The sequence below is a fragment of the Maricaulis sp. D1M11 genome (assembly GCF_047308265.1).
GTDB lineage: Bacteria > Pseudomonadota > Alphaproteobacteria > Caulobacterales > Maricaulaceae > Maricaulis.
Genome location: NZ_JBKQWY010000003.1, coordinates 71,518 through 95,041, shown reverse-complemented (window position 1 = coordinate 95,041; position 23,524 = coordinate 71,518). Strand labels below are relative to the sequence as shown.

Sequence of the window (23,524 nt, the reverse complement as noted above, 5' to 3'; positions counted from 1 at the left end):
GAGATTTCCCATGACCCGTTTTGCCTATGTCAATGGACGTTTCGTGCCGCATCAACACGCCAGCGTGCATGTGGAGGATCGTGGTTATCAGTTTGCCGACGCCGTTTATGAAGTCTGGAGTGTCTCTGAAGGGCAGCTGCGTGATGCGCGAGGGCATTTTGCGCGTCTGTGGCGATCACTCGATGCACTCGCCATCCGTCATCCGTTAAAGGAAGCCAGTCTCCGCCTGATCATCGGTGAGCTGCTCCGGCGCAATCGGGTCCGCGACGGCCTGGTCTATCTCCAGATCAGTCGGGGAGTGGCACGTCGGGATCATTTATTCCCGCATCCTGATACGCCGCCCAGCCTGGTTTTGACGTGCAAGCGCGTGGACCCTCGCAAGGGGGATGCTGTCGCCGAGACGGGCATTTCCGTGATCTCGCATCCGGATCAACGCTGGGACCGGTGCGATATCAAGACGGTCAATTTGTTACCCAATGTTCTGGCCAAACAGGCCGGGCGCGAAGCGGGAGCGGGTGAGGTCTGGCTCACACAGCCCGATGGACATGTCACGGAGGCGACCTCGTCGAATGCCTGGATAGTGACGGCGGAGGGTGAGCTGGTAACGCACCCCGCGACGTCCGACATATTGGGCGGGATTACCCGCGCGAGCCTGATCGAGATTGCCCGTGAACGGGGGATCGTGGTGCATGAGCGGGCCTTCACACTCGACGAGGCTAAACGGGCACGTGAGGCCTTTGTCACATCCGCAACCCGCTACGTGACGCCGGTCACACAGATCGATGGCACAGTCATCGGCAATGGAATGCCCGGCTCCGTCGCTTTGGCGCTACGAGATGCATATTTATCACGTGAATTGCGGTGATTACGCGGATTCCTTCCGGTTAACCGCTTGCAGGACACATGATCTGGCGTATACCCTTTACACGAATCGCTTGGAAAAAGCGGCACATGCGGAGCAAATATGCCCAACGATAAAAAACAAAACCTTCAGGACGTCTTTCTCAACGCGGTGCGTAAATCAAAGACACCCCTGACCATCTTTCTCGTCAATGGTGTGAAGCTGCAGGGAATTGTCACCTGGTTCGACAATTTCTGTGTATTGCTTCGCCGCGACGGCCAGTCTCAACTGGTCTACAAGCATGCGATCTCCACGATCATGCCGGCTCAGCCGGTCCAGCTATTTGATGCTGAAAAGATCGAAGAGGACGAGGTCGCTGAAGGCGCTTCCGATTGATTGAACGTGAAGTCCCGGCCAGCCGGGCGATCGTTATTCATCCTGCAACCCGCGAACAGGCCGGGCGCGCTGAGGCACGTCTGACCGAAGCCTGTGGCCTGGCTGAAGCGCTCGACCTTGTTCTGGCCGACAGCTTCATCCTGCCGATGCGCAAGATCGAGCCTGGCCGGTTTTTCGGTGCGGGCAAGGTCGAGGATATCAAACAGCAAATCACGGAATCCGAGGCGACGGTGGCGGTGCTGGATACGGCCCTGACGCCTGTCCAGCAACGCAATCTGGAACGCGCCTGGAATGTGAAGGTCATCGACCGGACCGGGTTGATCCTCGAGATTTTCGGTCAACGTGCGCGCACCAAGGAGGGTGTGCTGCAGGTCGAACTGGCGCGCCTGGCCTATGAACGTTCACGCCTTGTGCGCACTTGGACCCACCTGGAGCGCCAGCGCGGGGGCCGTGGCTTCCTGGCCGGTCCGGGGGAAACCCAGATCGAAACAGACCGTCGTCTCCTGGCGGAAAAAATGTCCAAACTTCGCCGTCAGCTGGATGATGTGCGACGCACCCGGGCGCTCCACCGCTCCAAGCGGGATGCCGTGCCCTATCCCACAATCGCACTGGTCGGGTACACCAATGCCGGTAAATCTACGCTGTTCAATCGGTTGACCGGTGCCGATGTCCTGGCCAAGGACATGCCGTTCGCCACGCTTGATCCGACCGTTCGGGCCCTGCGCCTGCCCAATGGTCAACCGGTCCTGTTGTCTGACACGGTAGGTTTTATCACGGACCTGCCAACGGAGCTGATTGCCGCCTTCCGGGCGACGCTCGAAGAGGTGCGTGAGGCTGACCTTCTCGTTCACGTGATCGATGCGTCAGACCCTGACCATGAAGGCCGTATCAAGGATGTCGAAAGCGTGCTGGACGCGATCGAGGCGGGCCGGGCTCATGACCAGACCCAGATCGATGTCTGGAACAAGATCGACGCGCTGGACATGGAAGATGATGCGGATTTCGATACGCTCGCGCATATCCGGTCCCTGACGGTCCACAAGCCCGATCATTTCTCGGTATCGGCTGTCACAGGGCAGGGGTTAGAGACCCTGCTCGATGCGCTTGCCGAAGGTCTCGATGGGGCGGTTGAGATGCTGGCTGTCGACCTGCCACCCCAGGCCGCTCGTGCCCATGCCTGGCTCCATGCCAATGGCGAGGTGATCGACGACACAATCGATCCGGATACCGGTCATTTTGTGGGACGTTTCCGTTTGACACCAGCGGATATGGGGCGGTTCCGGGCTGAGTTCCCGGACTATATCGATCCCTTGCCCGTCAAGGCGCCTTACGAGGACTGAACGCTTTCCAGGCCGGCTTTCTCCAACGCCTTGGCATCGCTCCACAAGGCCTCCATCTCGTCCAGACTGGCATCGTCCGTTGTGCGTCCCTGGGTTTTTAGCTGGGTCTCGATATACCGGAAACGCCGCTCGAATTTGGCATTGGCGCCGCGTGCAGACGCATCAACGTCTACATCAAGTTTGCGCCCAAGATTGGTGATTACAAAGAGGAAATCACCAAGCTCCTCTTCAATGTGGGCAGCTGATTTCTCGGTGATCGCCTCACGCAGTTCTGCAAGTTCCTCATCAACCTTCTCCAGGACACGGTCTGCATCGGGCCAGTCAAAACCGACACGTGCAGCGCGTTTTTGCAGTTTCTGGGCGCGTTTGAGAGCGGGCAGTCCGACCGGGACATCATCGAGCGCACTCTCGCCCTTGTTGCGCGCCGAGCGCTCGCGGGCCTTCTGGGCTTCCCATTCCTCGGTCTGGGTATCGCTGTCGCGGGTCGCGGCATCGCCGAACACGTGAGGGTGACGACGGATCATCTTGTCATTGATCGACCGGGCGACATCATCGAAATCGAACAGCCCGGCTTCCTTGGCCATCTGGGCATGAAAGACCACTTGCAACAATAGATCGCCCAGCTCGTCCTTGAGCTCGGCATGGTCCTCGCGCTCGATCGCATCGGCCACCTCATAGGCTTCTTCGATCGTATAGGGCGCGATGGATTTGAAATCCTGCTCCACATCCCACGGGCAACCTGTGTCCGGGTCACGGAGGCGCGCCATGATAGACAGCAATTCCTCGATCGGTGGGGTTTGGGACATGACGCACTCCAGAATGGGCTGAACACGTGTCAGCTAATGTGCTTTGGGCACTGGAGCAAGGTCGCCAGAAGCGCCCGGCCGGGATGGGTGAACACATGTCATTGCCCCATTAACCGCCGTGTGATTGGGTGCGGTGTCTGTCTGAGGAGTATGACATGCGGCTTCACTGGTCGATCTGGATTGCACCTGTCACCCTTCTTGTTCTTGCCCTGGTGATTGCCCTTCGCCCTCTGCCTGAGAGCGGGCGCTCTTCCGCATTGCCACCGGATGATACGCTGGCCCGACTGAGCACCGCCGAGAGAGGCCTGTACTACTTTGTGGCGGGTGATTATGGCGCCATCAGCATGGATAGTCTGGAGCGCTCAGCCATTCCTTTTCGCCTGGTCGCGACACTCCTGACGCTGCATCACGTCGAGGGTGATGCCGCGGCGGCCGATGCGGACAGCCTCAGAGCGGCCTTTCAAACCTGGGGTCTGATGTCGCCCCGACAGATTGCCAACTGGCCCGATCATCTTGATCCCCCTGTTTTGTCGGCACCTTTGGGACTGACAACCGCACCGGTCGGTCCAGGCATGCCGCCTGTCCGTGTGGAGGGGGCCAATCTCAATTGCGCCTTCTGTCATGCCAGTCCGGCCTATGACGCGTCCGGACGGCCGGACCCAAATTCGGCCTGGCTGGGCGTGCCCAATGCCTCCATCAATCTGGAGGGTTATCTGGACGCCGTGTACTCGGCATTTCAGACCCAGGCGGATCATCCAGAGCTGTTCGAGGTGATGCGGCGGCTGTTTCCGCAGATGACCTTTCAGGAGGAGTTCACGCTCCGGTATTTTGTTCTGCCCATGGCTCGTTCGCGCATGGCCGAACTTGAAGCCACAACGGGTCGCGCCTTGCCGTACAGTGGAGGGTTTCCGGGCGCGACAAACGGTCTGGACCCGATGATGGCCCGGCTGGGCATGCTACCCGATGGTCATGTGGTGGCTCTGAGCCCGTTCAATTCCATTCCCAACCTGGACGGTCGCGAATTCAGAACCCGTTTCCTCAATTCCGGCATTTACACCGTGCGCGGGGATGATGATCCGGATCGTGTCCTGCAGGCTGAAGACATCACACCGGACCATCTTGACGCCCTGGGGGCGATAGCGGCCTATTTCACTGTGCCGTCCATGGGGCTGAGCATGGAGGAGGCGGGCGCGATCATCCCGCAAGCCCAGTCGGCCTTGCATTTACTGGCCCAGCTGGACACACCGGCCTTCCCCGGTCCGGTTGATCGTGCGCGGGCTGAAGATGGCTTCGCGCTCTATCAAGAGGCCTGTGCGCACTGCCATGGGGATTATGTGGCTACAGGTGAAGGGTATGAGCTGGTGCGTTATCCCAACACCCTCCACGATGTGGGAAGCGATCGTGTGCGCCTCGACCTGGTGGATCAGACCGTAATCGATGCCTTGATGGCAACCTCCATGGCCGATTGGGTCGAAGCACAGGTCTCCCAGGGCTATGCGGCCCCGCCTCTTAACGGGATCTGGGCGAGTGCGCCGTATCTTCACAATGGTTCGGTCCCAACTCTGGCCCATTTGCTGGATCCCGAGACGCGACCGGTGCAGTTCGAGGCCGGTGGGCATGATCTCGATTTTGATCGTGTCGGTCTGGATCTCGTGGAAACCGCGCCTGGCGTGTGGCGGCAACCGCGCGATCAGGGTGAGCCCTGGTCACGCCCGGTTATGATCGACACCCGTGCGCCGGGTATGGGGCATCAAGGACATGAAGCCGAGTTTTCAAATCTAACAGCGGAAGAACGTTTGCGCTTGATAGAATTTATGAAATTAATTTAGTGGCTTGCGCTAAATACTTCAGAAACTGGACGACGATAGCGCCAGCTGGCACGACCGGGTTTGGGCACGCCGATCCGGAAGACATTGATCAATCGGCGATCATCAGAAATGCCGTAAACCCGCGACAAGTGCTGGCGGGTGTCGACGTCGTCCGCCAGAACCGCCATGGGGCAGGCATCACATCCGGCTGCGGTGATATTCAGCCAAGCCCGATAGAAAGCCCGGCCGGATGTAACAGGGTCTTCGTCCGCGGGGCGATGGAACAAGCCGATTGCCGTTGACGACCGGGTCTTGTCACGCTCCGACAAGGCCAATCCGGCCAGGCCCAGCCTGTCGACGAGATGAAACACGCCGGGCTTCATGACAATGGCCGCCAGTCGCGCCTCAAGGCCTGACAAATCCATCGACCGCGCATTCAGCCCATCGGTCAACCAATTGGGATGATTGCGTGTAAAGCGCATCCAATGGACAAGTTCGGCGCGGTAATCGGCCTGACGAAACACGTCCATGGACATTGAATCATTCAGCTCTGCAACGTCCTCAATGGCCCGTTCATCGGTCAGCAGACGCAGATCCGGGCGTTCGGCGACCATATCCGTCAGCGTCCGGGTCTGTGAGGCACAGGCCGGTGCAAAACCACCTCGCCAGGTCAGGCGTCGCTGGACCAGAGGCACACGATGATCTTCCCGTGAACTGGAGGCCAAAAACCGAATGCGGGCAATCTCGCCTTTGGCAGGCCCGGATGCCAGATCGGTATCGATGCTCAGCCCGGCGGCACTGGCCGCCAGGGAGAGGCCTTCCAGGCCAGCGCCCAGGCTCATCGCAACATCCCGGCCTTCCGGGTCACCCACTGGAAGAGTGCGATCGGGATCCGCGCTCAAGGCGAGTGTATCACCATCCCAGGCCCAAAGCGCGGGCTGGATATTGTGCACCGTCGGGGCCAGTCCGGCGCTCTCGACAAGCGTTGAGATCAAGGCTGTTGCGGGACGTGTCATGCGGTTGCGCGGTCCTGTGTGACAGCCCGGTCAGAATGACGGAGCCGGGTGTGCCGCATGGATCATTCGGGCCATGCGGGCCACCAGTCTGAGATAGCCTGTTATTGCGTCACCATCGCGAAAGGGGGGCGCGGACGCGACCACAAGGCGAGGCGGGACTGTGTCTATAAAAATGGCGTGGGTCGAACGTGTGCGGACAAACAGATCGCTGAGCTGTTCGCGCACGGCCTTGCCCGGTCGATGTCCGTCTTGCCCGTCCAGATGCGCCTGGGTCAGAACCGGGCGTCGTTCGAACACCTCCCGAAAGGCGTTCAGATCGTAATCTGCAAGGTGTTGGGCTGAAAGCGTGCGTGCGCCGCGAACCAGTTCGACGGACAGGGCGTCCTTGAGGAAGTGCGACACCGTATCTGTTCGGGCATGCGCCAGGAGATCAGCAGCATCCTGACGTCTTTGCTGACCCTGGCCCTCCACCAGACGAACGAGAATGGCGAGAGTCAGAAAGATTGACACCAAAATGCCCGCATAGGGCAGAAGTTCGTCGAAATCCTGCAATCCCAGCACGGCAATGGTGATCAGGAGCAAGGTGAGCACCGCAAGCCCCATGATCACAAATGTTGTGACGAAGGCGAGGGCGCTGACCCGACCTGAACCGATAAACACCAGGACATAGGCGGCTGAGAGAATGCCGATGGCCCCCAGGCGTGCGGGCAGATCGATAATTTCAGGGAAATCCGTCGCCAGCAGGGGCAGGATCAATAAGAGCGTGATGCCGAAACTATCGGCAATCCGGTTTTCACCCGGTGAGATACGACGACGTTTGCGAAAGGCGAGCCAGACAAGGCAGTAGGCGTAGATGGCCGCATGAAAACCGGCGAAAACATACGTGAAGACGGGTTCAAAGCGCGCACTTCCGGTAAAAGTGGCGAGAATTCCGGTGACCAGGGAGGCGGCGGCGATGAATTTAACCGGGGCGGGCGCGTGCTGGCGCAAAATGCCTTCGACGGTGATCAGCACCAGAAGGGGTATGGTGAAACCGGGTATAAGGGGCAGGCGTTCGGTCAACGGTCCCGGTAGCATCCAGTTGAGTGAACGACCGACCAGCAGCAGGACCAGAAACAGCGCAAGCCAGCTGGCCCGTATCTCCAGCCGATTCAGGGGCCTGCGCTGTAACAGGTCGAGCCAGAGCGCGACTACGCCGGCACAACACACCAGATTGATGGCGATCGAGGGGATCATGCCCCCTCATCCATCAGCTTGCGGATTGCGGAACGGGCGAGGGCGCGCATCCAGCCCGCCAGGGGCTCTGGCAGGGGGCGCTCGGTCCGGCCTTTGAACGGGTTGAAGAAATACCCCCGATAATCCGCACCGCCCGACCGGCCAATCACCCGGTGGAGCACTTCATAGGCCATCAGATTGCCGGTCAAAATCACCATGGGCGCAAAGGACATGCGCGAGCGCTTGCCGGCTGCCAACTCTGCGGCAAGTTCCAGATCGATATGATGGCGCGAGGACGAAACGGACATCACATGTGACAGTTCGCCGAGGAAACACGCGGCCAGATCCGCGTCGCTCCAGGCTTCGGGGGCTTTGTTGCGTGTCGGATAGGCGAGCCACTCCTCGGGCATCGGGTCGTTTGGACGGGTGACATAGACACTCGGGAAGGCGGCCGCATAGGCGTCGATCAGGGTCAGCCCGGCCGCCCGGCAGGCGCGATAGAGCCGGACCGTGGCCGCGATATCGTCCATGCCATTCACCACGATATCGGAAGCCGTCAGGATGGCATCGAGGTGGTCGGGCCAGCGCGTATCATAGAGGGTAATATGGATATCGGGATTGATCTTGAGCAATCCCTGGCGCGTCGCCTCGGTCTTGTCGACACCGACTGTGTCGAGGGTCGCGAAGACCTGACGATTGAGATTGGAGATTTCAAACTCGTCCGCGTCCGCCAGGATGACATGGCCGATCCCCGCGCGCGCCAGGCTTTGCAGACAGGCTCCGCCCATGCCACCGGTTCCGCAGACAAACACGGTGGCCTTTGAGATCCGGTCTTGCTCTTGCGCGCTGACAAAGCCGAGATTGCGGGTTGTCATCTCGCCATAGTCGAAGTCAACCATGATCCACCGGCCTTTCTTTATGCGCTCGAGCCGGTCTCAACCCACCCCAGGCCCGTTTGTCGTTGAACCAGTGCAGGACCGGCAGGAAAAGGCTTTGAAAGCCAAAGAAAAACAGGCCCAGTATGGGCGCGAGCCCCAGGCCCTGAGGTGCGATGCGCGTGCAATAGTGACGCAGCGCCTCCACATCCAGTCGGCCGATCTGCAGGAAATCATCCCCGCGATCATAATCCAGCTGGGTGCCACACATCGTGTTGAACACGTCCTTGCGGTGTTTGGGCGCGTCTTCGAAGCGTTTTTTCAGATGATCCGAGCCACCGGTATAGGCATTGGCGATCACGAAGCTTTGCTCATCGAAATCCGCCTCTGTTCCGACACCGAACGCTGCGCGATGCTCGGTCATGATCCGGCGCGCCATCAAGAGGTGTTCGAAACTGCGGCGTGACCGGGGAAGGGGTGAGGGATAGACGTCAGAATACATTTCCGAGACCAGTCCGACGACCGCCGGGACCTGGGTCACGGACGAAATCCATATGGGCCTGAACTGGTTTCTGATCAGCAAAATGGCGCACGCCAGTCCATAGAGTACGGCAGAGAGGCCGCCTTGACGCGCATCGGGATCCACCATCACCAATCCCAGATGAAGGACGGATCGTGTTTCACCGCGAATGCTCATATCCAGGATGGGAAGACTGTTAAACGCGACCGGATCGCCAGTCTTACGATTATAGAGCAGGGTGATCAGGGTGCGGTCCAGGGCACCACTGGTGTCATCGAACACCCCATAATCCAGATCATCACCATCCAGTGTCTTGCCCGCGATCGCGCGAAGATCGCCGAGCAGGCGCGAGCGCGCCGTGTCATCCAGATGCAGACCCGGGCGCTCCACAATCCACGCCTTGAGCCCGCCGCCTAGTGGGAGATGAACAGACAGGTGAGCGGGCGATGGAGTGGGCTGGGTCATGGCGATCTGACGATGTGATCCGTGATCTGCAATCTCATCTGATGCGCGCGAGTTGTCCAGCTTCAAGCGAGGGATGAATCTGGATTTCCGCCTCAGTTGGAACGTGACCTTGAAGGCCGAAGTTTGGTGTTCGGTCCCAACAGGGCGACTTCATCTGTTACTCAAATGGGCCGGAATTGACATTAGCACAATGCGCATAATAAATATTATGAGAAGCAACAATTATTCAATCAACAGAATGGGTTGAGTTATTCAGGCGCGTAAAAGGCGGAAACGGGATCTACAGCGAGTATTCGAGTGTGTCGTGGATCTGAGTTATGCTCAGACCATCAAAACCCGGGCGTACATGCGCCGGCAGGCGTCGGGACAACGCGTCATAATCGAGCGTAATGTGCATGTTTGTGAGAACGGCCTCTCGCACCCCCACCCGTTCGATGGCAGCGAGAGCATCGCTCACAGAGAAATGCGTGGGATGGGATTCATCTCGCAAGGCGTCAACGATCCAGCAGCGAAGATCCTTGAGGATATTCCGGCTTTCGTCCGGCAAGGCATTGATGTCGGAGGAATAGGCCAGGTCGGCAAAACGATAGCCCACAGAACGGATCCATCCATGATCCTGATCAAACGGAATAGCCTCGATCAAGCCGCCCGGCCCCTCGACATGAACCGGCTCACCATGGTTGGGCAATCGCCGATGGTCGAGGATTGCGGGATAGGGCGAATTGGGCCGGGCGGTGAACGCATAGCCAAATCTCTGCACCAGGGTTTCGGCGGTCGGACCATCGGTCCAGACGGGAATACGCTGTTTTTGAAGGAGCGCGAAGGCGCGAAGATCGTCTAGCCCATGCGTCTGATCGGCATGGTCATGGGAGATCAGTACCGCGTCCAGACGGGGAACCCGCGCCGAGATCATCTGTTCGCGAAAATCCGGAGACGTGTCCACGACCAGGCGTGTCACGGCAACACCCTCTTTCATCGCCTCGAGCGTTTCGGCCCGTTCAACAAGGACCGAGCAACGGCGACGGCGGTTTTTGGGGTTGGATGGATCACACGCCCCCCAATCCCCATTGGCACGCGGTACGCCGCCGGACGATCCGGACCCCAAAAGCGTGATGCGGTGCACCCCGTTCATGGTCGAGACACCCGGTCAAACAGGTCAAAGAAATTGGCGGTCGTCCGCGCCTCGGTCTCGTCCAGTGTCCACCCTTTGGTGTCGGCCAAGCCCTGGGCCACATGGGGCAGAAAAGAGGGTTCACAGCGGCGCCCCCGCAACGGCACAGGCGCCAGATAGGGACAATCCGTCTCGATGATGACCTTGTCGTCGGGTACATCCTCACGAAAGACCTGCCGGACATCCTCGGCCTTCTTGAAAGTGATAATGCCCGATGCCGCAAACCAGGCCCCCAGCCGGGCGGCGCGGCGCGCCAGCTCAGACCCGCCTGTGTAACAGTGCAGGAGCGGCCGGAACGCGCCCTTCCCCATTTCCTCTTCCAGGAGATCGGCCATGGCCGTGTCGGCTTCGCGGCAGTGCAGGATCAATGGCAAATCCATGCGGCGCGCGACGTCGATATGGGTTTTCAGACTCTGATACTGTTCAGCTTCAGGGCTGTAGCCGTAGTGGAAATCCAGTCCGGTTTCACCAATGCCCACGACTTTAGGATGGCGCGCCATCTCCATCAATTCATCAGCCGTGATATCGGGTCGATCCTTGGCATGATGCGGATGGGCGCCGACTGAACAATAGATATCCTCATGCTGTTCCGCGATGGCCGAGACGGCTTCGAAATCTGTCAGCTTGCAGCAAATCGCAATCATACGGCCGATATTGGCTTCGCGGGCGCGAGCAATGACGGCGTCAAGATCCTCGGCGAAATCCTCACCATGCAGGTTGACGTGACTATCGATGAACATGGCCTCTTCCGGATCTGTCTGAATTAGCGTCGCGCGGCACGAACCTGGGCAGAAGCCTGGCGGATCAGTCCGATTGCGCTGAGTGCGGTCTGTTTGGCATCCAGATAGAGCGCATCGGCATCGCGTACCAGTGCGGAAACCTCATCCCAAGCCTTGAGCCATGGTGTCGGGTCCTCACCATCAGCGGCCAGGCTGCGCGCCTCATCCTTGAAGCGGGTCTGGAGGTTTTCGTAAAACACCGGGCGCCGAGCCTCGCTGCCTTTGGCCGAGAGTTGATCTGCCATGCGCCGGATGTCGCTGTCTGTCAGATTGGTGCCCGAGCGGATCATGCTGTCCACCTCGCGGGCCATGCTCACCCCACCCGACTGGATCAGGGCCATAGCCCGCCCGGGAGCGTTGCGGGCCAGTGTTGTCGCAGCCTCGATCACGGACGGATCATCCAGATCGGATTGTGCAGACAGCCAGTCGCGCGTGACACCGGCTTCGGGTGGACGAAGGTCGAGCTTGCGGCATCGCGAGCGGATCGTCGCGGGCAATCGACCGGGCGAATGGGCCAGCAAAAACAGGATTCCACGTAGAGGCGGTTCTTCAAGAGTTTTAAGTAACGCATTGGCGGAATTGACGTTCATGTCATCAGCTGCGTCCACCAGACAGACGCGCCATCCACCCTGCCCGGCGCTTTTGGAGAAAAACTCCGGAGCGCGACGCGCCTCCTCAATTGTGATTTCGGCACGCCATCTCTTGCGCTTGTCATCATAGGGACGGCGCAGGAGCAGCAAATCGGGATTGGCCTCGGCCTCAATGGTCTGACACACCGGATCATCCGGGCTAGAGCCCAATACACCATGACGGTCATCCGGCCGGGCTCCGAGAACGCGACGGGCTGCCCGCCAGGCCCATGTGGCCTTTCCGACACCGCGCGGTCCGGTGATCAGCCAGGCATGGTGCAGACGACCACTGGACCAAGCATCACAAAAGGCCTGTTCAGCGGCCTCCTGACCCATAAGATCATATCGTTCACGCGGGTGAAGACAGCCGGGTTGCTGGTCCGAGGTGATATCGGCGTCCGTGCTCACGAGGTCGCGGCCTCTAGGTGATCCGACACGGCCTGAATGGCCTGGGCGAGAACGGTTTCCGCGGGCTGTGCGCCATCGATCACGATACAGCGGTGCGGCTCGGCATCGGCAATGTCGAGAAAAGCCTGGCGTAAACGGGCATGAAAACTTCCAGCCTGTTTTTCAAACCGGGTGACGTCCTCACCGCGCGCCTGGGTACGAGCAATGCCCACATCGGGATCCAGATCGACAACCAGCGTCAGGTCGGGCGCGAAATCATCCAGAACCAGCGCGTGGAGACGTTTGATCACGTCAGCGTCCAGACCGCCCGCCGCGCCTTGATAGGCGAGCGTGCTGTCGGCAAACCGGTCTGAAATCACCCAGCTGCCGCGAGACAAGGCCGGTTCGATCAGGCGCTCCACATGATCGAGACGCGCGGCATACATCAACAAGGCCTCGGTTTTGGCAGACCAGCGATCAGTCTCGCCCGTTACCAGCAAATCGCGCAGGGCCTCGGCACCCGGCGTGCCGCCGGGCTCGCGTGTAAGAACCACATCCACACCCCTGGTTTCAAGAGCGCCAGCCAAACCTTTGATGAGAGTTGATTTTCCTGCGCCCTCTCCACCTTCAATCGAGATGAAACGGCCACGAGTGATGGGAGTCGTCTGCGCCATGTGTCAAAGATCGCCGCGGATGAGATGGGCCAATGCCGTTCCGATACGCCCCATAAGGCCTTTTTTCTCGACGGTATCAGCCGCTTCGACAGGATAGCGTCGTGTGGCTTCGCCCGGGATTTCGACGACAAGCGCTCCCACCACATCGCCCTCCATGACCGGAGCCTGGAGCGGCCCCTCATACTCCACTGCCACCGTGAGACCCCGACGCGCGCGGCGATGCATGCCCACAGCCACATCATCGGACACGCGAAGGCTGACCGTGTCACTGACGCCCATGAATACGGCGGCTGTTTCGCCGACATCAGCGCCAGCCTCAAAGAGGTCATAGATATCAAAATCATTGAGCGCGGCGCGCATCATGCGTTCCGCTTCATCGGCGCGAGCTGAATTGGACTCCATGCCGTTGAACACGATGATCCGACGTTCGCCATCCCGCACCGCTGTGCCCACCAGGCCATATCCGCTTTCTTCTGTATGGCCGGTTTTCAGGCCGTCGGCGTCGGGCATCACACCAAGAAGCGGATTGCGATTGCGCTGGGTGATGCCGTTATGCGTGAAACTCCGCTCGGCCCAAATACCATAATGGTCCGGATGGTCACGAATGATGATACGGGCCAGTTCGGCCAGGTCTTCAGCAGAAATCCGGTGATCAGGATGTGGCCAGCCGGTGGAATTGGCGAAAGACGCGCTGGTCAGACCCAGCTCGTGGGCGCGATCCGTCATGTCACGCGCAAAGGCCTCCTCCGAGCCCGACAGGGCCTCGGCGACAACAATACACGCATCATTGCCGGACTGGATGATGATGCCACGCAGAAGATCCTCCACGCGCGCCCGGCTATTGACCTCGAGAAACATGGTGGATGAGCCTGACGCAGCACCGCCGCGACGCCAGGCATTTTCGCTAACTGGCAGGGTGTCGTCGAGCGACAGGCGTCCATCATCAATGGCCTCCAGCAGCATGAGCACGGTCATCAGCTTGCTCATCGACGCAGGCGGCAAAGCCACATCCCCATTGAGATCAAAAAGGATCTCGCCAGTTTCGTAATCCATGATCACGGCGTGTTCGGCCCGGGTTTCGAACGTGTTTTGAGCCAGAGCGGGGCTCATACACAGGCCGACCACAACAGTAGAGGCCAGAAAAGCGGACAGTCGGGCAGATGGGAAAACGCGCACAGCGAGGCTCCTCGGGATCGGAATCAACAGGACCGGTCGGAGGTGCATTAAAAGCGTGGCAATGGCATGGCGTCCAGCATTGCCTCTGTTCTCTGTGTCGGTTTTGCCCTGCCGTTTACAGCGTCCGAAGAACGTCAGCCATTGGCCGGCACGATGCGGGCGTCGCCGAACCCCTGCCCGGCCAAGCGTTGTCGAAGAGTTTCTGCGGCCCGCATATCGCTCAACCGCCCCACAAACACGCGATGAATGGTTCGGCCATTCGACTCGCCGGTTTCCATCCAGGTTTCCCCGAATGGCGACAGGCGCAAAACTAGGGATTGCGCATTGACTGGGTCAGAAAACGCACCGGCTTGAAGCGTCAGAACGCTCGCTCCGGCCTGTACCGCATTCGTCGTTTGATCGTACGGCGCAATCGGGTCCGACCTGCCCACAGGGCGCGCGGGGAGGCTCGCACCATCGCTCAGCACGCTGTCGGCCATATCGACCCGGGCGGGCGGATAGGATGCGGTCGAATCCAGAGGCTGGGCAGACAATAGGGCCTCATCAGCCAGTCCTGTCCCCAGCTGGGCTGCACCGGTTCCGGCGCTGGCAACAGAAGCGGAGGCACCCAAGGCAGCAGATGGCGGTGTCGGTGATGGAGGTGTCGGAGCTGGCAGGGGCGTCTCGATCGCGGGCTGGTTCCATGCGGCCCATTCCTCACCGGATACCGGCTCCTGCGATGGTGCGGTATAGGTCTGAACTGCAGGTGTTGGAGCAACCGGCGTCGGGGCAACAGGGGCGACACGCGCAGGGGGCAGGCTCTGATGGCCCGCGGGCTGGGCCGGACCGATATAGCGTACTCTCACCCGGGCCAAGCCTGCCGCACGATAGCCCAGCGCGTCAGCCGCCGCGCGTGACAGATCAATCATTCTGTCATCGACAAACGGACCCCGATCATTGAGGCGCACACGAATGGTCCGGCCGTTCTCCAGATTGGTCACTTCGACGACCGAGGGGATGGGAAGGGTCGGATGTGCCGCGGTCATCAGATTCTGGTCAAACAATTCGCCATTGGCCGTCGGCCGACCATGAAAATTGGGTCCGTACCAGGAGGCGATACCGGTTTCGTCGTAGCGGTCATTGCGTTGAGGCACATAGGTGCGACCGGAGACCTGATAGGGGCGACCGACTTTTTGGTGATCCGAAGACGTGTGCAAAACGACCTCGCCCACCAGACCTCCGCCGGAGTGGCCATTGGACGACGCGCCGGTGCTGCTGGTCGGGCGTTCAGAACTGGACGCACAGCCAACCACACTCAATGCGCAGAACGCACCGACCATAAACGCTTGTAACTTCATGGGCTTTAATCCATCCAGACCCGTTTTGCGGTTCACTTTAGTGGATCAAGGTAAAGGTCGGGTAACGACGTCCAACATGACGTAGAATATTGTTACGCAACCATATTCGAATGACATTTTGATAACTCGTGCAGCAAACACATTAAACTTTGCTCATCTTTGGAGCATTTGATCGACTGCGTAGCGTGGTGTGCTGGCTTTTCTTGAAGTGTGTCGAGCCCGGAATCCGAACTGCAGCGAACAGTTTTGCTGTAGAAGGGATTACATCATGCACAAGACGTGGAAAACGTCCGCAAGCCTGGCCGCACTTGTGGCTGGAATTGGTCTGCACTCAACGGCCTTTGCCCAAGACGAGACAGCCGAGCCGCAAGAAACCATCACCATCACCGGGTCGCGAATTGCGCGAGACCCGAACCTCGCCGCACCCATTCCGGTTCAGACGATGTCGTCAGACCAGATCCGCAATACCGGTGAGATCAATCTGGCGGATGCGATCAATGATATTCCGGCGCTTGTTGCATCCTCGACCCAGGACTCCAATGCGTCTGGCAGCTCCGGTGCCAACTCGCTGAACCTGCGCGGTATGGGCGGGAACCGGACCCTCACCCTGGTCAATGGCCGTCGTTCGGTCGGCGGGTTTGAAGGTACGCAATCCGTGGATATCGGGTCCATTCCCGGCCAGCTTGTTGAGAGTGTCGAAGTGCTCACGGGCGGCGCATCAGCCGTTTACGGCTCCGATGCTGTGACCGGCGTGGTCAACTTCATTCTGAAAGACGATTATGAAGGCACGAATGTCAGCGTCACCACCGGCATCTCGGGCGAAGGCGATAGCGGTTATGTGACCGTTCAGGGTTTGTGGGGCCAGAATTTTGACGATGATCGCGGCAATGTTGTGATCTCGGCGGAATACATCAATGACAGTGATCTGCGGTTTGGAGATCGCGACTGGGCGGCCAATAATGGACGTTCCCGCGGTCAGGCCAATCCGGCTCTGCGCTTCCAGAGCGGAGATATTGATGCGTCATCTACGCCGAACCTGTTCAGCTATTATGACTTTGCATCATCGGGTCGTTATCTCTACGGACTGCGTATTCCGACCGAACAGGACTTTATCGACAATTACACCTCTGAGTTCGGCTCGGCCCCATCGCTGACGGACGCTGAACGCGCCTTGTTCGAACGGGCCGCGACGGCTCCGTCGCGCGCTATCCTGCCCTTCCCCACGTTCTCCATCTCGTCCAATCTGGGCGTCATTGCGCCGGCCGATTTTGGTCTGGGGGGTGTCGATACCGACGGAAATGGCGTGGATGACTGCCTGGACTCCTTCGTGGGCTGGAATTCCGGCTTTTTTGGCAATGGTTCCTTCGGTCTGGCTGGCGGGTGCTGGGTCGTCGATAACGGTCAGGTCCGCCCCTATCAGGACGGTCTGGTCGCCGGCAATTTCAACGGCTTTGGCGGCGATGGCATTCAGGATGATTTCAACGAGGATTATCTTGTTCCCGAGACCGATCGGATCAATCTGAATTTTGCGGCCAATTACGACCTTACACCGGACATCAACGTCTTCACGGAAGTCGGTTTCTCCCATGCGACGTCCACCTATGGCGGCCCGCTGAACACATTCTACGATCTGCTGTGGGGCGCACCAGACAATCCTTATCTGCCGGCCGAACTGGCTCCGGTTGTGGCGCGCGCCGGTGGTCTCTATATCACCCGGGACCCCACCGATCTGGGTCCGAACATCGATGAAACCACGCGTGAAACCATTCGTTTTGTGGGCGGTGCCAAGGGTGATTTCGACAATGGCTTTTCCTGGGAACTCGCTGCGACCTACAGCCAGTTCACCCGCGAGACGACCAATCGCAATTACGTCATCCTCGATCGCTTCTTTGCGGCCATTGATGCCGTGACCGATCCGACAACGGGTGATGTCGTGTGTCGCTCCGATATCGATGCATCGGCCACACCGCCGACCACGATTTTCGGTATTCCGGCCTTTGATGCAGGCATTTACAGCTTCACGCCGGGCGATGGCCAGTGTGCACCGGCCAACATCTGGGGCGGCAATGGCGCGGTCAGCCAGGAGGCGATTGACTTCATCACCACGACCACCCGGGACGAGCTGGAACTGAGCCAGACCGTCTTCTCGGCCCTGCTGACAGGCGATAGCTCGGAGTATTTCAACCTGCCTGCCGGTCCGGTCAGTTTTGCCGTGGGCGCGGAATACCGAAAGGAAGAGAGCGAAAACACGCGCAACCCCTATGATCTGGGCATTCTGCCGGACGGGTCTCCGGCCGGAGGTGGAACCCTCATCGGATCAGTGTCGGGCAATGACAGTCTGGGCTTCAACGCAGCGTCGGCCTTTGCCAACTCGTCAGGTGATTATGACGTCACCGACCTGTTCGCCGAGATCTCGGTTCCGGTCCTCGCAGACCTGCCCTTCGCGCAGGAACTGACGGTGGGCGGTGCCTATCGATATGCGGATTACTCCACGATCGGTGGTGCGGAAACCTGGAGCGTCAACGCCACCTGGACACCGGTGCACGATATCTCCTTCCGTGCGACCCAGTCCCAGGCCATCCGCGCGCCCAATATCAACGAGCTCTTCGCACCGGAAAGCGCGGCCTTTTTCCGGCCGATTGATCCGTGTGATGTCAACGAGATCAGCAATGCGGCAGACCCGGCCCTGCGGGCGGCCAATTGTGCGGCAGACGGCATTCCTGCCGATTTCACAGACCCGCTCTCAGCGCGGTTTGCCGGTGTCAGCGGGGGTAATCCCGATCTTCAGGAAGAGACGGCCGATACGCTCACTGTGGGCGTGATCCTGCAGCCGCGCTTCCTGGACGGGCTGACCGTGACCCTCGATTACTGGGATGTGACCATTGACGATGTCATCGCCAATGTGTCCGCCCAGGACATTGTCGATAACTGTTACGACAGCACCTCCTTCCCGAATAATTTCTGCGGTCTGTTCTCGCGGAACCGGGATGCCAGCTCGGCTCAGTATCTGGGCTTCAACTCCCTGCGTCAGAGCCCGATCAACTTCGCCAAGGTGGAAGCCTCGGGTTATGACCTCACAGCCGCTTACGGCTTTGACTGGCGCGGCAATGATTTCGGTATTCGCCTGGTGGCCTCCCAGCAAGAAAATCTCGACTTCTTTACCAACCCGTCCGACCTGACCGAGACCGATCCCGAGCTCAAAGAAATCCAGCGTCCCGAATATACCGGAACAGTTGATTTCACCTGGGCGCGCGACAGTGTCTCGCTTGGCTGGCAGGTTCAGTATATGAGCGAGCAATTACTGGCCGGCGCCGAGATCGAAACCTATGAGGCCATCTATGGGGACGCCGCCTGGGCGGATGAGTCCTATAGCCACCGCCTCTATGGCAGCTGGGATTATGCGGACAATATCCGCATCTTTGGCGGCATCAATAATGTCACGGATGAAGAACCCTTTGTGACCGGGGAAGGCTGGCCTGTCGGTCCGCGCGGTCGCATGTTCTACATCGGTATCGATGCCGATCTCTAACATCTGACCCAATTGATGATAACTGGAGAAAGGACCGGTCTCTGGCCGGTCCTTTTTTATAGGCCGATCACACCGTTCACGCCATCACGATGCAGGGCACTCACAAGGCGGCTGGCCCGGCTGCCCGGCTTTCCAGTCATGAGATGTTCCGTCCGCTGTCATGTCACTGCACGGGGGGCATTGCCAGATGTGACAAAAATTCGCTAACTGACAGGGACCGGAGGGGTGGCAGAGTGGTCGATTGCGGCGGTCTTGAAAACCGTTGAACCGCGAGGTTCCGGGGGTTCGAATCCCTCCCCCTCCGCCATCAGCGCGATGATGTAGGCCCCCTAGCGTGATTGGGGAAGGCAAGCGTAAGAGAACGCGGTATCGACCTTCAGCTTGTAATCTGAGGTATCCTCCGTAGGGTCCGGCTCATTACCCGTCTGTCCGGAATGATGGCGACGTTCAGTATGGACCTAGCCTGAGATCACCACGGGCTGACCAATGCGGCGAAGCGTCACCCCGTCCCCTTCACTGCGGCAAAGCGTAAACGTGGAGGATCAGCCCCGACCTAGTGACGGAGTTCCGGCGGCAATTCCGCGACCGGCTGGGGTTCGGGACGTTCGAGCTCGGGCAGGATAAACCAGAACACTGACCCGATTTCAGGCTCGCTGTGCACACCGATCTCCCCATCGAGTTGCCGTATCAGGTCGCGGCAAAGCGAGAGGCCAACACCCGTGCCCTCAATCTGGTTGCGCCGGGAGCGTTCGGTCCGGGAAAACCGCTCAAACACCTTGTCCTGTTCATCGGGTGCCAATCCGCAGCCTGTATCGTGCACACGCACATTCAACTGATCGGGCTCAAGGCGCACAACCACGCGAATTTCGCCTTCATCGGTGTATTTCAGGGCATTCCCGATCAGATTAACCGTGAGTTTGGTCAGCGCCCCCTCATCCGTACAGAAGCAGGCACCAGCCTCCAGATCACAATCAATGGTGAGGACCAGACCTTTCTCGCGGGCCCGCGCCGAGAACATGGACTGGATATTGGCAAAGAAGATTGTGAGATCCACTTCCACCGGTCGCAGCGCCGTGGCACCGGCCTCGATCGCGGTGATGTCGAGCACATTATCAACCAGATTCAACATCAAATTGGCGGAGGAATGCACGATGTCGAGGTAACGCACGCCATCATCGCCCAGGCTGACAGTCTTGAGCAATTGCGCGCCCCCCAGCACGCCGTTGAGCGGGGTGCGCATTTCATGGCTCATATTCTGCAGAAACACGGATTTCGCATCGCTGGCAGCCAGCGCGCGCTGTTCGGCTTCCTGCAGGCGTGCGATGAGCAGGCATTGTTTCCATTGTGATGCCACAAGGGCCGAGACGGATTTGAGCAACATGACATGCTCGTCGCGAAAACTGGCTTTTACGGGGTGTTCGCAATCAATCACACCATAAAGCTCGTCTCCCGCCAGGATCGGCACAGCCGCTTCGGAGCCAGGCTGGATATTGTCCGCCACATATTTGGGGTGGGCGGCCGCATCGGGCAGGACGATGGGTTTGCGCGTTCGAGCACATTCGCCGGTGACGCCCTCTTCCAGCGGGATGATCAAAGGATTGATTATCTGCCGGTGGCCGTCGGTTTTTTCGCCGATAGCCGCAGCCTGAACCAGGACCTCCCGCTCGGCATCATAGGCGTAGATGACGCAGTCGATAAAACCGAGACGCGCGACGACTTCTTCCGCAGTATACCAAAGCAGATCGTCGAGCGTGGTCTGGTGAATGAGCTGGTGTGCGAAAGAAAACAGCACATCCAGCTGCTGGCTCGATGAAAGACGGTCCTGCATTCAAGGCTCCAGGCTGGGACGGTCTGATCTCCACAGCCATCATAATCACTTCCAGACCATAAAATAAAATCCGTTTCTCTTTTTAAGGGAAGTCGTTGTTTATGCATGGATATGAGAACGGCGTTTGAGCCGTTCCCACATTTCAACCGATCTCTCCGCTACGGCCTTCACGCCTTGGCTCTCCCGCCCAGCCTTCGGCCAGGCCGCTCATCAACCGCTCCTGAGCCGCGGTGGCGTCTGCTCGCAAACGTACGCGGTTATCGTAATGTGGCGACAAACCTTGTGCATCCACAATGACTGCCAATGACGCCAATACGGGCCCCGATGCGCTCGGCCTCACTGGCCTTCGGCGCCCAGTTTGGACACCGTCTCCAGCCAGGCGGATACGGTGTCGGTCCCGGCATGGCTGGCCGGGCTGAAATGGGTCACCCGGGTCGGTTTAATGCCGACATACCCCAGAATCTGGCGTTGGACCTGTCGGATCAACGCATTGGCATACATGAATTTGAAGAACACACCCGGTGTATCCGAGGTCAGGATCAAGCGTGCCGTCCGCCCGGTCAGGAGCGGTGTGGGCAGGCCATTTTGCATTTGGCGCGGATCAAAGGTTTCTCCCGGCAGAAGAGTACGATCTATGAGACCTTTCAGCTTGGCCGGCAATCCACCCCACCACATCGGGCTGACCAGGACGAGATGATCCGCCCATTTCAGACTGTCGAGAACCTCACGGAGCTGGGGTTCGAGCGGTTTGGACGCCTTGAAACCGCCCTGACCAAAATCCGGATCGAAATCGAGATCATGGATGTGGACCTCACGCACTTCATGGCCAGCCGTCCGCGCGGCCTCTGCATAGGCATTCGCCAGGGCCTGGTTCAAGGAACGCTTTCCGGGATGTCCGTTTAGCACGAGGATCTTGCGCATCATCTTCTCCTGTCTTGAATGCAATGCGTTGACACCAGGAAGATGGGCACCCACTTTCGATTAGGAAGTACGTACAAAAAGGTAAGTATCAAAAAAGATGACCGCCCCCTGTTTTGACGTCGACATGACCGAAGACATGCTGGACCAGACCTGTCCGGTGCGCACGATCCTGGGCCATATCACCAGCAAATGGGGCGTCTTGATCCTCATCGCGCTGAAGGGACGAACCCTGCGTTTTTCCGAGCTTCGGCGTCGCGTGGGCGGGATCAGCGAGCGCATGTTGTCCCAGACGCTGCAAACCCTTGAGGCGGACGATATCGTCCACCGAAAGGCTTATGACGTGGTTCCGCCCCATGTCGAATACAGCCTGACACAGACGGGGGATGCGATCACGGATCGTCTGGTCAATCTGGTCTGCTGGATTGATGAAAACCTGACGGCCTTTCCCAGTGTCCAAAACCACCGCGCTCTACAGTCTCAACCCCCTGCCCAGACGGAAACAGCCTCATGACCTCAGGTCAGACTGATCTTTCAACGCTGATCAACACCATGGAACCGGTTTTGGACCCGAATATCTGGGTGTTTTCCACCGGGCTATCGACAGACTTATTCACAGCCGGCAGGGTTTCCCAGTCTGCCATCTTAATGCGATTTGTGGAAAACGAAGGCGAAACCTGGATCTGGCTCAAGTCGGAGGCTGATCGTCAGTCAGTGCCTTACACGTTTGAATCGCGACGGATCACGCTGAACATTCATTCCAGTCTCGAAGCCGTGGGATTTATGGCTGCAATCGCGACAGCCCTGGCCAAGGCCGGGATCAGCTGTAATCCGGTATCGGGCTTTTTCCATGATCATGTGTTTGTGCCCGCAGACCGGGCAGAGGACGCGATGACCGTGCTCGAAACGCTAAGCCGGAGCTAGCCTGTCGTCACCGGGGTGGGCGTGCCCTGTTGATCGAGCGCCACCATCACGTAACGCCCCTCCCCGACCAGGCGCCGGTCGCCCGACATCAAGTCCTCGGCCTCCGCACGCACATCCACCTGCAGCGACGTTCGACCGGTCGAGACCACACTTGCGGCCACGTCGAGTAATTCCCCCTCCCGGGTCGGCGCGATGAAATCGATCTTGTCCGACGCGGCCATGCCCACATCGGACCGGCAATGACGCGAGGCCGCGATATAAGCCGCCTTGCCCATGACGGACATGGCATTGCCGCCAAACAACTGACCCAGGTGATTGGTATCGCCGGGGAAGACGAGTTGCAGCGTGCGGGCGGACCCGGCGGGACTTGGATCAAATCCTGTCTGCTCGTTGGGCACGCCGGGAAGACGATCTGAATTGGTCTTGCGATCCGCCGCCACCATGGTGAAGGCACCGCGTGTGCACACCCAGCGCTCCCCCGTCCGCATATCCTCGGCGGCCAGTTCCACATCCACAATCATCGAGGTGCGGCCGACCATACGCACCTGCCCGGTCAGTTCGATAAGATTGCCCACAAAGGCAGGTTTCCTGAAATCGATGCGATCACACGACGCCGTTACGAAGGGGCGGCGGGCATGGCGTGCCGCAATCAGGAAGGCAATCTTGTCCATCTCTGCCAGCGCTGCTCCACCAAAATAGGATCCCTGGTGATTGGTCTGTTCGGGAAAGACCAGATCGGTGTGACGAATTTCGGCAAGCTGGGCGAGATTGGGCATGGCGGATCTCCTTTGCGGCGGTTCTCCCCTGCCCGGTCGGGCAAAACAAGTCCGGCGTTCAGTCTGCGGCGGGATCAAAGAACGCCTTGCGACCGCGCAGGCTTTTCGGCAGGC

21 protein-coding genes and 1 tRNA gene are annotated in these 23,524 nt (G+C 59.2%); 8 read left to right on the top strand and 14 right to left on the bottom strand.

What is annotated here, in order from left to right:
• Positions 1-10 precede the first annotated feature (10 nt).
• The 3 genes from RMQ97_RS06810 (at position 11) to hflX (ending at position 2,577) form a co-directional block, all read left to right on the top strand.
• Positions 11-865 (top strand): D-amino-acid transaminase, encoded by an 855-nt coding sequence (locus RMQ97_RS06810; RefSeq protein ID WP_413660105.1) that lies wholly within the window; start codon positions 11-13, stop codon positions 863-865.
• 99 nt (positions 866-964) lie between these two features.
• Complete coding sequence (gene hfq, locus RMQ97_RS06805) at positions 965-1,237, top strand: RNA chaperone Hfq (protein WP_413660104.1); 273 nt, start codon at positions 965-967, stop codon at positions 1,235-1,237.
• A complete protein-coding gene (gene hflX, locus RMQ97_RS06800) occupies positions 1,234-2,577 on the top strand; it encodes a GTPase HflX (protein ID WP_413660103.1) in 1,344 nt (447 codons plus the stop codon). Before hfq ends, hflX begins: the two co-directional genes overlap by 4 nt.
• Here hflX and mazG read toward each other — a convergent pair.
• Complete coding sequence (mazG, locus tag RMQ97_RS06795) at positions 2,565-3,383, bottom strand: nucleoside triphosphate pyrophosphohydrolase (RefSeq protein ID WP_413660102.1); 819 nt, start codon at positions 3,381-3,383, stop codon at positions 2,565-2,567. The genes hflX and mazG overlap by 13 nt on opposite strands.
• A gap of 155 nt (positions 3,384-3,538) precedes the next feature.
• Between mazG and RMQ97_RS06790 the strand changes: the two genes are divergently transcribed.
• A complete protein-coding gene (locus tag RMQ97_RS06790) occupies positions 3,539-5,212 on the top strand; it encodes a hypothetical protein (RefSeq protein ID WP_413660101.1) in 1,674 nt (557 codons plus the stop codon).
• Here RMQ97_RS06790 and RMQ97_RS06785 read toward each other — a convergent pair.
• The 10 genes from RMQ97_RS06785 to RMQ97_RS06740 all read right to left on the bottom strand — a co-directional run bounded on the left by RMQ97_RS06785 (position 5,209) and on the right by RMQ97_RS06740 (position 15,435).
• On the bottom strand, positions 5,209-6,207 hold the full coding sequence (locus RMQ97_RS06785; protein ID WP_413660100.1) for a hypothetical protein: 999 nt from the start codon (positions 6,205-6,207) through the stop codon (positions 5,209-5,211). The genes RMQ97_RS06790 and RMQ97_RS06785 overlap by 4 nt on opposite strands.
• Before the next feature lie 30 nt (positions 6,208-6,237).
• A complete protein-coding gene (locus tag RMQ97_RS06780; protein WP_413660099.1) occupies positions 6,238-7,443 on the bottom strand; it encodes a hypothetical protein in 1,206 nt (401 codons plus the stop codon).
• On the bottom strand, positions 7,440-8,321 hold the full coding sequence (locus RMQ97_RS06775; protein WP_413660098.1) for a HesA/MoeB/ThiF family protein: 882 nt from the start codon (positions 8,319-8,321) through the stop codon (positions 7,440-7,442). The genes RMQ97_RS06780 and RMQ97_RS06775 overlap by 4 nt, the downstream gene beginning before the upstream one ends.
• Positions 8,314-9,282: a hypothetical protein gene (locus RMQ97_RS06770; protein WP_413660097.1), complete on the bottom strand. Its 969-nt coding sequence runs from the start codon at positions 9,280-9,282 to the stop codon at positions 8,314-8,316. Before RMQ97_RS06770 ends, RMQ97_RS06775 begins: the two co-directional genes overlap by 8 nt.
• Positions 9,283-9,562: 280 nt before the next feature.
• Entirely contained in the window at positions 9,563-10,414 is an 852-nt protein-coding gene (locus RMQ97_RS06765; RefSeq protein WP_413660096.1) for an MBL fold metallo-hydrolase, read from the bottom strand.
• Positions 10,411-11,193: a TatD family hydrolase gene (locus RMQ97_RS06760; RefSeq protein ID WP_413660095.1), complete on the bottom strand. Its 783-nt coding sequence runs from the start codon at positions 11,191-11,193 to the stop codon at positions 10,411-10,413. Before RMQ97_RS06760 ends, RMQ97_RS06765 begins: the two co-directional genes overlap by 4 nt.
• Before the next feature lie 23 nt (positions 11,194-11,216).
• Positions 11,217-12,269: a DNA polymerase III subunit delta' gene (locus RMQ97_RS06755; protein WP_413660094.1), complete on the bottom strand. Its 1,053-nt coding sequence runs from the start codon at positions 12,267-12,269 to the stop codon at positions 11,217-11,219.
• Positions 12,266-12,922, bottom strand: coding sequence for a dTMP kinase (gene tmk, locus RMQ97_RS06750; RefSeq protein ID WP_413660093.1), 657 nt, complete (start codon positions 12,920-12,922; stop codon positions 12,266-12,268). Before tmk ends, RMQ97_RS06755 begins: the two co-directional genes overlap by 4 nt.
• A 3-nt stretch (positions 12,923-12,925) precedes the next feature.
• Entirely contained in the window at positions 12,926-14,098 is a 1,173-nt protein-coding gene (locus tag RMQ97_RS06745; RefSeq protein ID WP_413660092.1) for a D-alanyl-D-alanine carboxypeptidase family protein, read from the bottom strand.
• A 134-nt stretch (positions 14,099-14,232) separates the two neighbouring features.
• Complete coding sequence (locus tag RMQ97_RS06740; RefSeq protein WP_413660091.1) at positions 14,233-15,435, bottom strand: septal ring lytic transglycosylase RlpA family protein; 1,203 nt, start codon at positions 15,433-15,435, stop codon at positions 14,233-14,235.
• Positions 15,436-15,703: 268 nt separating this feature from the next.
• On the opposite strand from RMQ97_RS06740, the gene RMQ97_RS06735 reads away from it, so the two are divergent.
• Both RMQ97_RS06735 and RMQ97_RS06730 read left to right on the top strand, forming a co-directional pair.
• Positions 15,704-18,964 (top strand): TonB-dependent receptor domain-containing protein, encoded by a 3,261-nt coding sequence (locus RMQ97_RS06735; protein ID WP_413660090.1) that lies wholly within the window; start codon positions 15,704-15,706, stop codon positions 18,962-18,964.
• A gap of 219 nt (positions 18,965-19,183) precedes the next feature.
• Positions 19,184-19,271 (top strand) — tRNA-Ser (locus RMQ97_RS06730).
• Positions 19,272-19,517: 246 nt separating this feature from the next.
• On the opposite strand, the gene RMQ97_RS06725 is transcribed toward RMQ97_RS06730, so the two are convergent.
• Entirely contained in the window at positions 19,518-20,792 is a 1,275-nt protein-coding gene (locus tag RMQ97_RS06725) for an ATP-binding protein (RefSeq protein WP_413660089.1), read from the bottom strand.
• 336 nt (positions 20,793-21,128) lie between these two features.
• Positions 21,129-21,713 carry an NAD(P)H-dependent oxidoreductase gene (locus RMQ97_RS06720; protein ID WP_413660088.1) on the bottom strand — a complete coding sequence of 195 codons (585 nt, stop codon included), beginning with the start codon at positions 21,711-21,713 and terminating at the stop codon, positions 21,129-21,131.
• A gap of 97 nt (positions 21,714-21,810) precedes the next feature.
• Between RMQ97_RS06720 and RMQ97_RS06715 the strand changes: the two genes are divergently transcribed.
• Complete coding sequence (locus tag RMQ97_RS06715; RefSeq protein WP_413660087.1) at positions 21,811-22,224, top strand: winged helix-turn-helix transcriptional regulator; 414 nt, start codon at positions 21,811-21,813, stop codon at positions 22,222-22,224.
• Complete coding sequence (locus tag RMQ97_RS06710; RefSeq protein WP_413660086.1) at positions 22,221-22,634, top strand: ACT domain-containing protein; 414 nt, start codon at positions 22,221-22,223, stop codon at positions 22,632-22,634. Before RMQ97_RS06715 ends, RMQ97_RS06710 begins: the two co-directional genes overlap by 4 nt.
• Here RMQ97_RS06710 and RMQ97_RS06705 read toward each other — a convergent pair.
• Complete coding sequence (locus tag RMQ97_RS06705) at positions 22,631-23,410, bottom strand: acyl-CoA thioesterase (RefSeq protein WP_413660085.1); 780 nt, start codon at positions 23,408-23,410, stop codon at positions 22,631-22,633. The two genes, RMQ97_RS06710 and RMQ97_RS06705, sit on opposite strands and share 4 nt — an antisense overlap.
• Positions 23,411-23,524 lie beyond the last annotated feature (114 nt).

Excerpts from the sequence above, each read along its gene's own strand:
- RMQ97_RS06810 (WP_413660105.1), top strand. The coding sequence starts at position 11 with ATGACCCGTTTTGCCTATGTCAATGGACGTTTCGTGCCGCATCAACAC.
- hfq (WP_413660104.1), top strand. The coding sequence starts at position 965 with ATGCCCAACGATAAAAAACAAAACCTTCAGGACGTCTTTCTCAACGCG.
- mazG (WP_413660102.1), bottom strand. The coding sequence starts at position 3,383 with ATGTCCCAAACCCCACCGATCGAGGAATTGCTGTCTATCATGGCGCGC.
- RMQ97_RS06790 (WP_413660101.1), top strand. The coding sequence starts at position 3,539 with ATGCGGCTTCACTGGTCGATCTGGATTGCACCTGTCACCCTTCTTGTT.
- RMQ97_RS06785 (WP_413660100.1), bottom strand. The coding sequence starts at position 6,207 with ATGACACGTCCCGCAACAGCCTTGATCTCAACGCTTGTCGAGAGCGCC.
- RMQ97_RS06780 (WP_413660099.1), bottom strand. The coding sequence starts at position 7,443 with ATGATCCCCTCGATCGCCATCAATCTGGTGTGTTGTGCCGGCGTAGTC.
- RMQ97_RS06775 (WP_413660098.1), bottom strand. The coding sequence starts at position 8,321 with ATGGTTGACTTCGACTATGGCGAGATGACAACCCGCAATCTCGGCTTT.
- RMQ97_RS06770 (WP_413660097.1), bottom strand. The coding sequence starts at position 9,282 with ATGACCCAGCCCACTCCATCGCCCGCTCACCTGTCTGTTCATCTCCCA.
- RMQ97_RS06765 (WP_413660096.1), bottom strand. The coding sequence starts at position 10,414 with ATGAACGGGGTGCACCGCATCACGCTTTTGGGGTCCGGATCGTCCGGC.
- RMQ97_RS06760 (WP_413660095.1), bottom strand. The coding sequence starts at position 11,193 with ATGTTCATCGATAGTCACGTCAACCTGCATGGTGAGGATTTCGCCGAG.
- tmk (WP_413660093.1), bottom strand. The coding sequence starts at position 12,922 with ATGGCGCAGACGACTCCCATCACTCGTGGCCGTTTCATCTCGATTGAA.
- RMQ97_RS06740 (WP_413660091.1), bottom strand. The coding sequence starts at position 15,435 with ATGAAGTTACAAGCGTTTATGGTCGGTGCGTTCTGCGCATTGAGTGTG.
- RMQ97_RS06735 (WP_413660090.1), top strand. The coding sequence starts at position 15,704 with ATGCACAAGACGTGGAAAACGTCCGCAAGCCTGGCCGCACTTGTGGCT.
- RMQ97_RS06725 (WP_413660089.1), bottom strand. The coding sequence starts at position 20,792 with ATGCAGGACCGTCTTTCATCGAGCCAGCAGCTGGATGTGCTGTTTTCT.
- RMQ97_RS06720 (WP_413660088.1), bottom strand. The coding sequence starts at position 21,713 with ATGCGCAAGATCCTCGTGCTAAACGGACATCCCGGAAAGCGTTCCTTG.
- RMQ97_RS06715 (WP_413660087.1), top strand. The coding sequence starts at position 21,811 with ATGACCGCCCCCTGTTTTGACGTCGACATGACCGAAGACATGCTGGAC.
- RMQ97_RS06710 (WP_413660086.1), top strand. The coding sequence starts at position 22,221 with ATGACCTCAGGTCAGACTGATCTTTCAACGCTGATCAACACCATGGAA.
- RMQ97_RS06705 (WP_413660085.1), bottom strand. The coding sequence starts at position 23,410 with ATGCCCAATCTCGCCCAGCTTGCCGAAATTCGTCACACCGATCTGGTC.